Genomic DNA, 15,101 nt, shown 5'->3' with positions numbered 1-15,101 from the left:
TTCCAACCCGTCCCGATGCCGCCTCGATGCCGCAGTGCAAGCAGAAAACCATCCTCCGGTACGCCGGCGCCGCCACGATACCGGCGGCCTGAGCGACCATGGCATCGACCGAGCGGCGTGGGCCGCGGCAGATTTATGCGGCCTTCCAGTGGTCCATGAAGGGCCTTCGGGCGTGCTTCCGGCACGAGGCCTCGTTCCGGCTTGAGGTTTTTCTTGCCGTGATCGTCGTGCCGCTTGGGCTTTGGCTGGGCCACGGAGGCGTCGAGAAGATCGTCCTGATCACCTTCCCGATGCTGGTGCTTTCAGCGGAATTGCTGAACTCGGCCATCGAGGCCGTCGTGGACAAGGTCAGCCCTGAATTCCACGAACTGGCGGGCCGCGCCAAGGACATGGGTTCCGCGGCCGTGTTCCTGCTCATGATGATGGTTGTGATCAGCTGGGCCCTGATCCTGGTTCCGCGTTTCCTCTAAAGGGGGCATCCACGGCGGACGGCTTTAGGGTAAGTTGTTGCGGCACCTTCCAAGGAAACCCTTTGCCATGAAACTCGTCCGCGCCTTTGCCCTCGTCCTGTTTGCCACTTTCCTCTCCGGCTGCGGCTATAACGCCATCCAGCGAGAGGACGAGGGGGTGAAGGCCGCCTGGTCCGAAGTGCTCAACCAATACCAGCGTCGCGCCGATCTGGTGCCTAACCTCGTCAATACCGTGAAAGGCTATGCCCAGCACGAGGAGCGTGTGCTCACCGAGGTGACCAATGCCCGCGCCAAGGTGGGCCAGACCCAGATCACTCCCGAACTGCTCAACGATCCTGAAGCGCTGGCCAAGTTCCAGGCTGCCCAGGGCCAGCTGACCAGCGCGCTGTCCCGTCTTCTGGTGGTCAGCGAGAACTACCCGCAGCTCAAGGCCGACGGCTCGTTCCGCGACCTGCAGGCCCAGCTCGAAGGCACCGAGAACCGCATCACCGTGGCCCGCAATCGCTACGTCGCCGCGGTGCAGAGCTACAACACGCTGATCCGCTCGTTCCCGAACAACCTCACGGCCAAGGTCATGGGCTACAAGGTGAAGGCCAACTTCAGCGTCGAGAACGAGAAAGCGATCTCTGCCCCGCCCACCGTCGATTTCGGTTCCACCCCGGCCCCGGCTTCCACGGCCGGCCGCTGATGCACGGTTTCGCGGCCGCGCTGCTGATCGCCGTCGCCCTGCTCGTGCCGCCCCCGGCGGCACGAGCAGACGTGGCAGTGCCGAAGCTCGCGCGTCACGTCACCGATCTCACGGGCACGCTCACCGCCGACCAGGTCGCGCAGCTGGACGCCCGGCTGGTCGACCTGGAAAAGACGAAGGGTGCGCAGGTCGTCGTCCTGATGGTACCGACGACCCAGCCGGACGACCTCGAGGGCTATTCGCTCAAGGTGGCGGAAACCAACAAGGTGGGCAGGAAAGGCCAGGATGATGGCGTGTTGCTCCTGCTGGCCAAGGACGACCGCCGCGTACGCATCGAGGTGGGTTACGGTCTCGAGGGTGCACTGCCCGACGCCATCGCCTCGCGCATCATCCGCGAGTACATGGCGCCGAAACTGCGTGCCAACGACTACTTCGGCGGTATCACCGAAGCTTTGAATGCGATCACCCAGATCGTGCAGGGTGAGGCGCTGCCCGCCCCCGTGACACCGGACGAGAGTCACGAGAAGCGTCGCGGCGGTGGCGGGCACCTTCTGGTGCCGCTGATCTTCGGTGCGATCTTCCTGCGCGGCATCCTCGGACGGGCCCCCTTGGGCGTGCGCATGCCCCTGGGCGGCGTCGTTGCAGGCGGGCTGGGCTGGCTGTTCCTGAACTCACTCCTCGGCGGGGTGCTTGGCCTCGTCGCCGGCGCCCTGTTCATGGCCATTCCCCTTGGCGCGGGCCGCTCGATCGGCGGCGGTGGCTGGGGTGGTTTCGGCGGCGGTGGTGGCTTCGGTGGTGGCGGCGGCTTCGGCGGCGGAGGCGGCGGCTTCAGCGGCGGCGGGGGCAGTTTCGGTGGCGGCGGCGCGTCGGGGAGCTGGTAATGGACTTTGGACGAATCACGACCAACCTCTTCGCCGGCTGGTTCCAGATGGGCCGGCAGTTTCCGTCCGCCGCGCTGGACGCCATCGCGAAAGCGGTGGCGGAAGGCGAGGGCAGGCATCGCGGCGAACTGCGCGTGGCGATCGAGTCGCGCCTGCCGTTCGCGGCGGTGGCCGCGAATGTCACGGCCCGCGACCGCGCGGCCATGTTGTTCTCGCACCTGCGGGTCTGGGACACCGACGAGAACTGCGGCGTGCTGCTTTATGTACTGCTGGCCGAACATCGCATCGAAATCGTGGTGGACCGCGGTATTGCGAAGGTCGTTGCGGCCGCCGAATGGGAGGCGATTACCACGCACATGCGCGATGAGTTCGCGCAGGGACGTTTTCGCGAGGCAGTGCAGACGGGTGTGACCGAAGCAGGTGCTCTACTCGCGCGGCATTTCCCCGGGAATGGCGATCCACGCAAGAACGAACTGCCGGACCGCCCGCTGGTCCTCTGACGAAAAAAGGGTCAGAGTCATTGAGAATGGCTCTGACCCCCTTTTTCCTTCTTGTGGTGCTTACAGGGTGAAGTCGTACTGCACCATCAGGCGCACATAGCGCGGCGTCTGGAAGTACTTCGGCACACGGTAGGTGCTCGTGTAGTACGCCTGGTCGTCGCCGTTCTCCGCGATCTCGGTGATGGACGTCGGCTTCGCGTTGTTGAACGCATTGATCAGGTCCAACTGCATCGTCAGGCCCTTGGCATGCGCTGGGGTATAGACGACGTTGGGGCTGAGCGTCCAGGTCCACGGCAAGCGCTTTGCGCGGCCGCGGCCGCTGATCTTCCCTTCGCAGTAGAAGAACTCCGAGTTGTAGCTCGGAATGCCGGCGATGGTGCCATCGCCGCCGCCGAAGCAACTGGTCGGGCGGCCGGATTCGAGCAGGCCATTCACACCCACGGACCATTCCGGCGTGATCGTATAGCCGCCGTATACCTTGAAACTATGCCGGCGGTCGTTCGGCAGGTAGCCATTCGCGCCGACCGTCAACTCGGGGTAGTCGAACGCGCTGGTGGTGCCTGTATCGTCCTGGCCGTTGTCCGAGTTGACGAGGCCTTCCGTGTTGCCGCGATTCTTCGACCATGTATACGACGCATTGACGTACAGGCTGTCGGTGGCCTTCTCGGCCGAGAGCGTCACCGCCTGGTACGTGCGCTTGGCCTTCGCGCCGAACGTGCTGCCTGGGATGGTGACGTTGTGCAACTTGCCACTGCCGTCGAGATCGACGTCGACGGTGACTTTGCTGCCCGGGTTGTAGATGAAGCAGCCCGGCGTGGTCGGCGGCGCCGTGAAGCGGTCGCCGTTGGCGTCCATGTCCAGGCCGATCGACTTGCCGTACTCGTAGAACGGACGCCAGTCGCAGGTGTCGTCGATGGCGTTGTTGAGCCGGCGATAGGTGGCTTTCGCACCGACCACCCAGTCATTGAGGAACTCGTTATCGCTCTGGATACGATGCTGGAAGCCGAGGATGTATTCGTCCTGCGAATAGGGCTTGAGGCCCTTGGACGCGACCGAGCGCGGATTGGGCGTAATGCCGTTCTCCCCGTTGACGATGATGCGTTCGCCGAGCGGATCACCGAGATCGGGTACGCCCGTGCTGGGATCGATCGACGAATACGAATAGTTTTGCAGCGTGTAGTACGACGCAGTGGCGGCACGCAGGGCCACGTTAGCCGCGATCGGCAGCGAGTAGCGTCCAGCGGTGCCGTAGATCTTCGTGGCCGAGTCGCCGAACACGTCCCATGAGAAACCCAGGCGCGGCTGCCAGATGTTGCCCTGGCGAACGAAATTCTCGCCGGCACCGTTCTTGTTGCTGAAGGAGTCGTTGCGCACGCCGATATAGGCGAGGACGTTGTCGGTGACCTGCCAGTTGTCTTGCAGGTACCAGGATTTCTGGTCGACCGCGACCGAGCCGCCGGTGCGATAGTTGTACTGCGTTACATAGTCCTCGGCATGAGAGTTCGTGCGGTAGTAGTACAGCACACCACCTGCATAGCTCTTGCCGGCTTCCGAAGTCCACTTCTCGCGCGAGTAGCCGCCCGACAGGCTGTGGTCGCCAAGCTTCCAGTCGAGGTCGACGCGATAGGCCGTGCGCTGGTCTTCGCCGTCGAAGCGGTCGATGTTGCTGTCGAGGTAGCAGGAGCGGAGCGGACTGGTGGTACCGGCCAACGTGCTGGAACGACGATCGATGACGTACGGGCAACCGGAGTTCGGGCTGTCGATATTTCCATCGTAACGAGTGACCGAGCCGTCCGCACTGGTGTATTCCGATGAATTCTTGCTCTTCAACTTGCCCCATTGCGCGGACAAGGTTATGTCGTCGGTCAGGTAGCCGGTGTACTTGAAGATGTTCGTGGAGCCACCGGTCTTGACGTTGCGGCGGCCGAGGTAATCGTCGGCGGATGGCTTGCCTTCCTCATCGATCGAGGAGCCGAAGTATCGGTTCGTCGTATGCTTGGTGTTGTTCATCGACGTCCACTCGAGGATGTTCGAGTCGTCGATGTTCCAGTCCATCTTGATCAGGTAGAACGGGTTGCTTTTGGTATTGCGCTTCGCAGCCGCCGATGACGTGGCGATAGGGTAGGTCGTTTGTGTCTGACGGTCCGACTGGAAGATGCCGTAGAAGAACAGCTTGTCCTTGACCAGCGCGCCACCGAGCCACGCCGAATAGACGTTCTGGTTGTCGCTGTCTTTCTGGTACGTACGATAGAGCGTGCCGTCCTTCGTATGGGTGGTCGGCGCCTGCTCCCGGCCCCATGCCGGGGTGTACACCCAGCTGCCGCCGCCCTTCCATTCATTGGTGCCACGCCTGGTGATGACCGAAGTCACGCCGCCCGTGGAGAAGCCGTACTGCGCGCCGTACCCGCCGGTCTGCACGTCGAGCTGCTGGATGGCCTGGAACGGCACCTCCGAGAACGACAGGTTGTTGTAAAGGTTGGTGACGTTGAAGCCATTGACGTAGTAGCTGTTCTCCGCGACCGAGGCACCACCGAAGGACGGCAGGTTGTCGAACGCGGAATCGCCCTTGACAGTGCCGGGCGTGAGCGCCGCCACGTCGACCACGTTGCGCGGCACGGGCAGCTTGTTGAGCTGGTCGGCGGTGAAGCTGGTACGCGATTGGACGGAGGTGACGTCGATGGTTGCCAGGGCATTCGCCGACACGGTCACCGTGTCGAGCGCGTACGCACCGCCATGGTCGCCGCCCGGCGCCGCGAAGTTCACCTGCGCCGACTGGCCGGCGACGACGTTGATCTCGCGGCTGGAAACGGTCTGGCCGTCTTGTTGCACATTCACGCGGTAGTTGCCGATCGGCAGCGACGCCGCGCGGTAGCGGCCGTCTTCGCCGACTGTCATCGTCCGCGTGGCGCCTGTGTCGAGGTTCTGGATCTGGATCGTCTGCGCCGTGTCGGCGCTGCCATAAATGTCGCCGACGGTACTTTGCGCATGGGCGCCTGCGGCGAAGAGGGTGGCGGCCAAGGCCGAGGCAAGCGCAGTGCGCTTCAACATGCTTGTCATGAGGTCAAAGTCTCCCTGGCCCTGTTTCACAACAGGGCTGAACAGCTTTCTTGGTAGCGCCATGCGGCGCTCGTTATGGAGGTACGGGGCCAGGGCGTGGGGACGCCCGCGTCGCAAAGACCCTACACGTGAACGCGACGTGATCCGACCATAACGCGATGCTTACGACTTCGCAATAAATTCATGCGAATCAATGGCTTTGCGAAATTTCTCAAAACCGTTGCTGGTAACCGACGTAATAGTAACGATCGATATCGAAAGCCGGGTTATACGGAGGACTGCCGCCGCCGGCGCTGGAGACGTTGTAGTACAGCGGGCCCCTGCGACTGAAGACGTTGTTCACGCCAAGACGGAAGCTTCCGTTCCATGGCGCCTGCCAACGCAGCTGCAGATCGTTGAACGCGACGCCTCCCTTGCGACTCACCCCGGCGACGCCGGTGAGCGCATTCAGCTGATCGGGACGGTTGCATTCGATGTCCGTGGACCAGCAGGAGTCTTTCAATCCGGAGAAATAGCGCGTGGTCCACGTTGCGCCAAAGCGGCGCCACGACCAGTCGAGCGAAAGATGGGAGCGAACACGGTAAAGGCCTTGCACGCCGTTCATGTATCCGGCCAGGTGCCGTGGCGCCGCGCCCGGCGTACTGACCTGCGTGTAATCCTTCAGATAAGTACTGTCCGAAAGCACGGTGAACTCACCGTAGCGCGTTTCGGGGAAGCGGTAATGCAGGCCCAGGTCGTACCCTTCGGTACGCAGCGAACCCAGGTTGGCGAGGCTTTCATCCAACGCGGCGATATGGCCATCGGCACCACGGATGAACCGTCCACACCATGTGGGATCGTTGCGTACGTAGCAGAAATTGAGGATGTCACCGGCGAGGATCGGCGTGATGATGTCGCTGATGTCGACCTTGTAGTAGTCGAGCGTGAGGTCGAGGCCGTCGATGAAATACGGGCTGTAGACGAGACCCGCGGTACGCGTGATGGACGACTCCGGCTTCAGCGCCGGATTGGCACCGGTACGGAAGGCGATGGGGTTCTGTCCGCCAGTGGCCGAGCCGATCTGTGCACCCGACTGGTCGACCTGCCGGTAATTCGCGGGCACACCGGCCAAGGCACAACGTGCGCGCACGGCCCCGTTGCTAGCTGCCGCGCCGAAGGCGCTGTCACAGGGGTCGAGGAAACTCTCGAAGCTTTCAGCGGATCCGGCATACAGGTCAGCCACCGTCGGCGCACGGAAGCCTTCGGCATAGGTAGCGCGCAGCAGCAGATCGTCGAGTGGCTTCCAGCGGAGGCTGTACTTGTTGTTGGTGCGACCGCCGAAGGCCGTGTAGTGCGAATAGCGGGAGGAGGCGTTCACCGCCAGTTCCCTTGCCAGTGGCATTTCCGCCAGCAGGGGCACGTCGAACTCGAGATAGGCCTCGTTGGCGATGTAGCCACCATCGGTCGGGTCGCTTGCGAGTTGCGTGGTGAGGCCCGCTGAGTCTGCGGGATCGGGTACGTAGCGGCCGTGTTCGCGCCGGTGCTCGAAGCCACCGGCGACGCGCAGGGTGCCGGCGGGCAGGTCCAGCAGGCCACCGGTCAGGTTCGCGATGAAGTCGTTCGTGCGGGTGGTCTGGCGCGCGGTCGTTGTGGACCCCACGTAGTTCCATACGGCGTCCGGCGTTCCGCCGGGGCCGGCGAGGATATTCCATGGCAGGCAACCCGCGGCGCGGTCGGCGGGGTTTGCACACACCGTCTCGCCGTCGACGACCGTGGTCGGCCCCAGGGCCTTGCGCGCATTGACGAGGTCGATATTGCCGCTCGTGGTCCGGCTGGCGCGCGTTTCCGAATAGGCGTAGGTGACGTCCCAGTTCCAGGTATGACCTACCCAGGGGAATGTTCCTTCGGCGCCCGTGTCCACATGCATCGCCTTGCTCTTGGCCCAGGTGACGCGTGGGACCTCGGTCGTGCGCCGGAAGAACGGCGTGTCATAGCCGGGGAAAGGGTTGTACGCGTTGTCCGGATCGATGAACAGGCCATCGGCGCGGCCCGAGCCGCTTTGCAATGGATAGCCGGCGCTTTGGCTGCGCGTGTCGCGCACACCGTAGCTGGCCATGCCGCGCAAGGCCACGTTGTCGGTGAGGTTGTAGCGCCCCGTGCCGAACAGGTTGCGCAGCTTGGTGCCCGAGCGGAACGTCATGTCGCGCGGTGTCGAATATTTATCGGCGTTGCTGTTGACGTCGTACGGATGGTAGCTGGCGAGGTCCGAGGTATCGCCCACGACCCCGCCGGGATGGTTCACCACGTAGCGACCCGGAGTCCAGCTGCCGTCAGGCGCGTAAATACCCGCGCCCGGCGTACCGGATGCTCGTGGATCGACCACGCCGCCATACGGGCCCATGCCGAAGCCATTGTCGGGATGGCGCGGCCCGTAGACGGAGCGGGTCAGCGCGCGTTCGCTGTCGCGCAGTTCGTCGCCATCCTCGTAACCGGCTCCGAGGATGAGCGATGCCCTCTCGGTGCTCCGGCCCCAGGTAAACGTGCCGTTCTTCTGCGTACCGTCGCCACGACTGTTCTCGCCGTAGAAAACATCGGCGGAGGCGCCCTCGAAGCGATCGGTGGTAACGATATTGACCACGCCGCCGATGGCGTCCGATCCGTAGATCGACGATGCGCCGTCCTTCAGTACCTCGATCCGCTCGACGATCGACGCGGGAATGGTCGAGAGGTCGGTGAGTCCGCCCAGGCTGGTGGTCCAGCGCCGGCCGTTGACGAGCACCAGCGTGCGGACTGCGCCGAGGTTGCGCAGGTTGGCGTAGCGGCCACCCGCGTCGTTGCTGGAGGAGAGCGTGTCCTGTGGCGTCACTTCCGGCGTGGAGGCCGAAGGCATCCGGGCGACGATGTCGCCCAGATCGGTGAGCCCGGTGGCGCGTATGGCCTGGCGGTCCATGGTGAACACCGGCTGTGCCGTTTCCACATCCGTGCCACGGATGCGCGAGCCGGTGACGGTGACGGTGACCGGAGCAAGCATCTCTGCGGAAGGCGCCGTCTGCTGTGCGTGGACGGCGGCGCCGGAGAGGGCGGCCATGAGCGCGGTCGCCAGCGCCACGCGTCGCCGCGCGACGTGGCGTCTATGCCCCGAACTGACGTGCATACCCTGAAGCCTCCCAAGCCCCGCCATACCCCACCCGGGCCCGACGATCACGCGACCATAACGCCTGTACCGAAGGTGCGCAACCGCCGGGATTCGGAGAGCTCCCACAATACCTATGGGGCTGCGGTCGCCGTGGAGGCCTGCCCATCGCCGATGTGCTTGTCCAGGAATGCCTGCAGCCGATTATAGAACTCCTCGACGTTCGCCGGCTTCACGAAGCCGTGCCGCTCATCCGGCTTGGTCAGCGTCTCGTACGGCTTGTGTGCCGCGTCCAGGGCGGCACGCATCGCCTTGAACTGGGCGAACGGCGCGCGTTGGTCATCCTCGCCGTGGACCAGGAGCACCGGAACGTCGATCTTGTCGGCCAGATGATCGGGCGAGTTGGCGGCAAGGTCCGCGGCGTCCTTGCCGATTACCGTGGTCAGGTAGCTGCGGCCGCTCTTGCGATCCTTGATGTCGCCCTTGTTGTACATCATGTCCAGGTCGTAGATGCCGTCGTAACCCACGGCGCACTTGAACACGCCCGGCGCGCGGATGGTTGTCATCATCGCGGAATAACCACCGAAACTCGCGCCGAAGACGCACACCCGCTTCGGATCGGCGTAGTGCTCCGCGATCGCCCACTTCACACCGTCGATCAGGTCTTCCTGGATGCGTGTGCCCCATTTGAGGTAGCCGGCCTGCTCGAACGCTGCGCCGCGACCACCGGATCCACGGTAGTTCACCTGCAGCACCAGGTAACCGCGATTGGCGAGGAACTGCGAATCCTCGTCGAAGAACCAGTCGTCGGAGACGCCGTGGGGGCCGCCATGGGGCAGCAGCACCATCGGCAGGCCGGCCTCGGGCTTGCCCTTCGGGAAGGTGAGGATGGCCTCGAGTTCGATGCCGTCGCTGGCCTTGAAGCGCAGCGGACGCCGCTCGGCCATCCTGGCCGGGTCGATCCAGGGCACCGCGTCGAACAGCTTGGTGACCTTGTAGGTCTTGGTGTCGATCAGCATGTAGCGGCCCGGCTCGCGATCGCCGGCCACCTTGAACATCAGTTCGCCACCGTCTTCGCTGAAGTCCACGAAGCTGACGAAGTTGCCGGGGAATTTCTGCGAGAGCGCCATGTGCAGTTTGGCTATGGATGCCTGCGCATCGATGTAGGTGGCCTTGGGTATGCCTGTGGCTGACACGGTCCCGAAGGGACGGAGGGGCGCAGGCGTCCACAGGCCGGAGGAGGCGACCTCGCTGAAATCGTCCTTGCGAATTACGGTGAGGTTGCCGCCGTCTTCGTCCTGCTCCACGAACTGGCCGCCCCGGCCGTTCGGGCTGAACTTTGCGTAGATGCGGTCGCTGCCCGGGACCCTGGCGATCGGCGTGAAGGTCTGTTTTTCCTCGTTGCCAGGAAGCTTGGTCCAGCCGTTGCCGTCGCGACGGAACACCACCCATTTGAAACTGTCGTCGGTGCCGAACGCGAAGCGCGTATTACCCGCCGGATCGATCATGAAGCTCATGCCGGCGAGCCCGATGTCGGCCATCTGCTTGCGCGCGCTGGTCTTGGCGTCCACGTCGTACAGCGTGCTCTTGTCCTGGTTGTCCCAATCCGTCGCGCGCATGTAGAAGTGCCCGTTGCTCTGCACGGGCGTGCCCTCGATGGTGCCCCAGCCGCGATCCAGAGCCCGGGTGGCGGCGCGCTTGCCGTAACTCTCGAAGCCGTAGAGATAATCGGGATTCTTCCCGTCGACGTCGATGGCCATCAGTTCGCCCGTGTACGTGGCGCGGCCGATGGAACCGTCGACCTTGCCGCGGGCGACCACCAGACGGGTGGAACTGGCCCAGACCATGTCGGCCGGCATCTCGTACGGCGGCATCTTGATGAGGGTGACCGGCTTGCTCATGTCCTCCACCCGGTAGATCGCCAGGCCGTGGGTCTTGCCATCCGGGTCGTGGTAGGCCATCGAGACGTAGTGGCCGTCGGGTGACAGGCTGGGATCGGTCAGGGGCATGCGGCGGGCGAAATCGGCCACCGGGATGAGGTCGGCCGCCACGGCCGCAGTCGAAACAAGGCACAGCACGGCCAGCATGGGCCGCACGAAGCGGTAAGTCATGGATTCTCCCCTTGGATCGATGAATCCGTTTTTCGCACCGTCCCCCCCGGGACGGTCCCCAATCGCCGATATAGCCGATCCCGGCTTCCACCACAAGGCGGGCCGCGCGGCGGGCGGGGCGGTACACTTGGCATCTGCTTTCGATCCGGGCATTCCATGGCTACTCCGTTCGTCGTCGATATCGACCCTGTCGCGTTTTCCCTCGGCCCCATCCAGGTGCACTGGTACGGCCTGATGTACCTGGGCGGTTTCCTCGGCGGATGGGCGCTGGGCGAGTATCGCCGACGCCAGGGCCGCCTGCCAGTCAGCGCCGACCGCTTCGGCGATCTCATGTTCTACGCGATGATGGGCGTGGTCCTCGGTGGCCGCGTGGGCTACATGCTGTTCTACACCGCCATCGACTGGATCTGGACCGACCCCCTGGCGATCTTCAGGGTATGGGACGGCGGCATGTCGTTCCATGGCGGGCTGGTCGGGGTACTGGTGGCCGGGCTCTGGTGGTCCCGGCGCAACGGCGTGAAGTTCTTCGACACCGTCGATTTCGTCGCGCCGCTCGTGCCGCTCGGCCTGGGTCTCGGGCGCCTGGGCAACTTCATAAACGGAGAGCTGTGGGGCAAGCCTACCGATCTCTCCATCGGCATGATCTTCCCGCATGCGCCCGACGCGCTGCCACGGCATCCGAACCCGCTGTACGAATTCGCGCTGGAAGGCGTGGTGATGTTCGTGGTGTTGTGGCTTTTCTCGATGAAGCCGCGCCCGCGCTACGCCGTTTCCGGCCTGTTCGGGCTGCTCTATGGCGTGTTCCGCTTCACCATCGAGTTCGTGCGCGTGCCGGACGCCCAACTCGGCTACCTTGCCTTCGGCTGGGTCACGATGGGCCAGATCTTGTCCCTGCCGCTGATCGCCGTCGGCATCCTGCTGCTGGCCATGTCGCGCCGGGCACCGTACGCGCCGGTCGCGCCCGAGGCGGCGACAGCCACCTGATATCGTCCGTCCCATGCAGCCTTACCTCGAACTCCTTCGTCACGTCCTCGACCACGGCGCCGAGAAATCGGATCGCACCGGCACCGGCACGCGCAGCGTGTTCGGCTGGCAGATGCGCTACGACCTGTCGAAGGGCTTTCCTCTCGTCACGACGAAGAAGCTGCACCTGAAGTCGATCGTGCACGAGCTGATCTGGTTCCTGCAGGGCGATACGAATATCGCTTACCTGAAGGAACACGGCGTCAGCATCTGGGACGAATGGGCCGACGCGAACGGTGACCTCGGTCCGATCTACGGCCGCCAGTGGCGCGCGTGGCCCACGGCCGACGGCAGGGTGGTCGACCAGATCGCCTGGGTGGTCGACGAAATCAAGCGTAATCCGGACTCACGCCGCCTGATCGTCTCGGCCTGGAACGTGGGCGAACTGCCGAAGATGGCGCTGATGCCCTGCCACACGATGTTCCAGTTCTACGTGGCGAACGGGAAGCTTTCGTGCCAGCTCTACCAGCGCTCCGGCGACATCTTCCTGGGTATCCCGTTCAACATCGCGAGCTATGCGCTGCTGACCCACATGATGGCGCAGGTCACCGGCCTGGAGCCGGGCGACTTCGTGCACACGCTGGGCGATGCGCACCTTTATTCGAATCACGTTGAGCAGGCCAGGAAGCAATTGGAACGCGAACCGCGCGCACTACCGAAGCTGGCATTGAACCCCGCTGTGTGCGACATCTCCGCCTTCCGTTTCGAAGACGTCGCCATTCTCGATTACGATCCGCATCCTGCGATCAAGGCGCCTGTCGCCGTCTGACGGTTACATGCCGCCGGACCCACCGGGCAGCTTTTTCGCCATCTCCAGATGCTCCTTGAGCGTCGGAAGGGTCTTCTTGGCGAAAGCCTTCAGGTCCGGATCCTTGCCGCTGGTCGATTCCTTGGTGAAGAGCGCAATGTCCTTATGGTGATCGGCGACCATCTTCTTCGCGTACGCCTTGTCGAAGTCGTCGCCAGACTTCTTGCCCATCGCCGCCGCGGTCTTCTCGTCGGCAGGCGTCGGCGAGCCGGCCGGTATCCAGCGCCTCGGTTCGCGGGCAGATCGGCGAGGTCTCATCGGATGACTTTGCTGTTCCAAAGTCGTTGCATAGAACTTTTCTGAGAAATTCGACTTTCTGCGCTAGGACGACAGACAGTCGGAAAATTCCTACATAGACTCACGTCCCAAAATTACAGGAGGAGTGGGGTCATGCGGAAGAATACGAGCAAGATGCTCTGGGGAATTGTGCTGTCGCTTTGCGCAGGTCACGCCCATGCTGTCAATATCGAACCGTACTTTGAATATGAAGTCGCTTTTCGGGGATATCCCGTCCAATATTTTACGGACTTGAACGAAGCGGCGCTGACGGTGATGAGCTACGAATGTGAAGCGTATTCGTATACCGGCTGTCGGCTTGAGCGAACGTCCTATTTCAACTCGCTCTTCATGGCTCACTATCGCGCAACCGATTCCAGTGGTGCCGAAAATACAAAGCTGGCTTGGGGATACCACTATTTCACCTGCCCTACCTCTCCGTCGCTGTACATCACGGAACACGGCGTAACACGTGGTCCCTACAGAAATCGCCTGATCGCTCCTCCGATCTTCGGACCGGCGTTCTGTCTAGGCGCCAGCCCTGAAACTGAAAGCGAACACCAGTCCGATCTAGGGTCAGGCGACTGCGAAACCCGCCCGAATGCCGGCAACCCGATCAACGTCGGCCTGAATAACAAATACCAGGAAGTCATCGATATCGCCGCGACAGACGGCTCGCCGTTGACCTGGTCGCGCTACTACAACAGCGGTGTGATTGGCGATGGTAAGCAGACGGTGCCCGCAACGGTGCGTCTGGGTAGCCGCTGGCGCGGCACCTACGATCGCTCGCTGGCGGTCGTGACAACGAAGGATGGTGCGAAGGTCCGCCTCCAGCGCCATACCGGCGAACGCCTCGATTTCGTGGAGTCCGATGGCCACTACCGCAGTGAAGCCGATCCACGCGGCCAGCTTTCCCGCGACGGTCAGGGATGGATCTACCAGAGTGCCGTTGGTGAGACCGAAGCTTACGACGCCGATGGTCTCCTTGTGTCCATCGATGCTGGTACGTCCCGCGAAGTTCGTCTTCGCTACACGGATGGCCTGGTCGAAGCCATAGATCTTCAGGGCCGCAAGCTCAGCTTCGCCTTCGACAGCGCCGGCCGCATTGCGACCGCAAGCGACAGCGGCGGCGTGGCCGTGACCTATGCCTATGCCGAGGGCACGGACACCGGGCGCAAGGCCGATCTCGTCCGTGCCACCTACGCCGACGACACCTTCCATGACTACCGCTACAACGAAGTCTCGTTCGCCGGTGGTGATCATCCTCATGTCCTCACCGGTATCTATGACGAAACGAAGCAGCGCTTCGCCACCTTCCGCTACGACAATGAGGGGCGTGCGATTTCAAGTGAGCACGCGAATGGCATAGGGAAGGTACAACTCGCGCGTGAGGCCGACGGCCGCACGGCGGTCACCGGGCCAGCTGGCGCGGTGCATCGTTACCATTATGCCGATGTGCGCGGAGTCAGGCGCCTCACCAGCGTCGATCAGCCCGGCGGTGCCGGCTGTGCCGCAGCCAGTGCAAGCATCGACTACGATGACAACGGGCTCGTCTCGCGCCGCGTCGACTTCGATGGCCGTGCCATCGACTATCGCCACGACAGTGACGGCAACGAACTGGAGCGCACCGAAGCCGCTGGCACCGCACAGGCCCGCCGCGTCGCCACCGAATGGCATCCAGTGTTGCGCCGGCCAGTACGCATTACGGCGCCCGGCCGCGAAGAGCGCTTCAGCTACGACGCGGCAGGCAACCTCACCGGCCGCGAAGCGTGGGGCGCGATCGATCCCACGCAACCCGGCGCGCCGCTCACCCTTTCGCGCATCTGGCGCCTGACCTACGATGCGGCGGGCCGCCTGATCCATGAAGAAGGCCCGCGCAGCGACCGCGACACGATCGCGACCCTGGCGACGTACACCTACCGCGCTGCCGATGCGGCCAATTGCACGACGGGTCCGTGCGACTACCGCCAGGGTGACCTGTGGAAGCGCGAGAACGCGCTTGGCCACATCGAGGAAATCCTCAGCTACGACGCAGCGGGGCGGGTGCGTTCCCGCAAGGACGCCCAGGGTACGTTGTTTACCACCACCTACACGCCCCGCGGCTGGGTGGAGGACGTGAAGGAAACTCGCCCCGACGGTGTCGTCGCCACCACGGCTTTCACCTATACCGCGCGC

The 15,101-nt window shown here is 63.6% G+C and carries 11 protein-coding genes; 7 read left to right on the top strand and 4 right to left on the bottom strand.

Annotated elements, in window-relative coordinates:
• Nucleotides 1-98 precede the first annotated feature (98 nt).
• From VGM71_RS07550 to VGM71_RS07535, 4 genes are all read left to right on the top strand, one after another.
• Nucleotides 99-470: a diacylglycerol kinase gene (locus VGM71_RS07550; RefSeq protein ID WP_331543588.1), complete on the top strand. Its 372-nt coding sequence runs from the start codon at nucleotides 99-101 to the stop codon at nucleotides 468-470.
• 67 nt (nucleotides 471-537) lie between these two features.
• The gene (locus tag VGM71_RS07545) at nucleotides 538-1,158 is read left to right on the top strand and encodes a LemA family protein (RefSeq protein ID WP_331543585.1); all 621 of its coding nucleotides are present in this window, start codon (nucleotides 538-540) and stop codon (nucleotides 1,156-1,158) included.
• On the top strand, nucleotides 1,158-2,039 hold the full coding sequence (locus VGM71_RS07540; protein WP_331543583.1) for a TPM domain-containing protein: 882 nt from the start codon (nucleotides 1,158-1,160) through the stop codon (nucleotides 2,037-2,039). Before VGM71_RS07545 ends, VGM71_RS07540 begins: the two co-directional genes overlap by 1 nt.
• Nucleotides 2,039-2,539, top strand: a complete 501-nt coding sequence (locus VGM71_RS07535) for a TPM domain-containing protein (RefSeq protein ID WP_331543580.1) — start codon at nucleotides 2,039-2,041, stop codon at nucleotides 2,537-2,539. Before VGM71_RS07540 ends, VGM71_RS07535 begins: the two co-directional genes overlap by 1 nt.
• Before the next feature lie 60 nt (nucleotides 2,540-2,599).
• Here the strand turns inward: VGM71_RS07535 and VGM71_RS07530 are convergent, their stop codons facing one another.
• The 3 genes from VGM71_RS07530 to VGM71_RS07520 form a co-directional block, all read right to left on the bottom strand.
• A complete protein-coding gene (locus VGM71_RS07530; RefSeq protein WP_331543578.1) occupies nucleotides 2,600-5,587 on the bottom strand; it encodes a TonB-dependent receptor in 2,988 nt (995 codons plus the stop codon).
• A 220-nt stretch (nucleotides 5,588-5,807) separates the two neighbouring features.
• Complete coding sequence (locus VGM71_RS07525) at nucleotides 5,808-8,729, bottom strand: TonB-dependent receptor plug domain-containing protein (RefSeq protein ID WP_331543576.1); 2,922 nt, start codon at nucleotides 8,727-8,729, stop codon at nucleotides 5,808-5,810.
• 113 nt (nucleotides 8,730-8,842) lie between these two features.
• The gene (locus VGM71_RS07520) at nucleotides 8,843-10,819 is read right to left on the bottom strand and encodes an alpha/beta hydrolase family protein (RefSeq protein ID WP_331543574.1); all 1,977 of its coding nucleotides are present in this window, start codon (nucleotides 10,817-10,819) and stop codon (nucleotides 8,843-8,845) included.
• Between the two features lie 156 nt (nucleotides 10,820-10,975).
• Between VGM71_RS07520 and lgt the strand changes: the two genes are divergently transcribed.
• Together lgt and VGM71_RS07510 are read left to right on the top strand one after the other, a co-directional pair.
• Nucleotides 10,976-11,803, top strand: coding sequence for a prolipoprotein diacylglyceryl transferase (gene lgt, locus VGM71_RS07515; protein ID WP_331543572.1), 828 nt, complete (start codon nucleotides 10,976-10,978; stop codon nucleotides 11,801-11,803).
• Nucleotides 11,804-11,816: 13 nt separating this feature from the next.
• Entirely contained in the window at nucleotides 11,817-12,611 is a 795-nt protein-coding gene (locus VGM71_RS07510) for a thymidylate synthase (protein ID WP_331543570.1), read from the top strand.
• A gap of 3 nt (nucleotides 12,612-12,614) precedes the next feature.
• On the opposite strand, the gene VGM71_RS07505 is transcribed toward VGM71_RS07510, so the two are convergent.
• Nucleotides 12,615-12,908, bottom strand: a complete 294-nt coding sequence (locus VGM71_RS07505) for a DUF4142 domain-containing protein (RefSeq protein ID WP_331543568.1) — start codon at nucleotides 12,906-12,908, stop codon at nucleotides 12,615-12,617.
• A 294-nt stretch (nucleotides 12,909-13,202) separates the two neighbouring features.
• Here VGM71_RS07505 and VGM71_RS07500 point away from each other — a divergent pair.
• Nucleotides 13,203-15,101 (top strand): DUF6531 domain-containing protein (locus VGM71_RS07500; RefSeq protein WP_331543563.1); only part of this gene is annotated, 1,899 nt, incomplete at its 3' end.

This window comes from Luteibacter sp., assembly GCF_036499525.1.
Lineage (GTDB): Bacteria > Pseudomonadota > Gammaproteobacteria > Xanthomonadales > Rhodanobacteraceae > Luteibacter.
The sequence above is the reverse complement of the archived record's forward strand: the minus strand, read 5'-3'. Positions and strand labels throughout refer to the sequence as shown.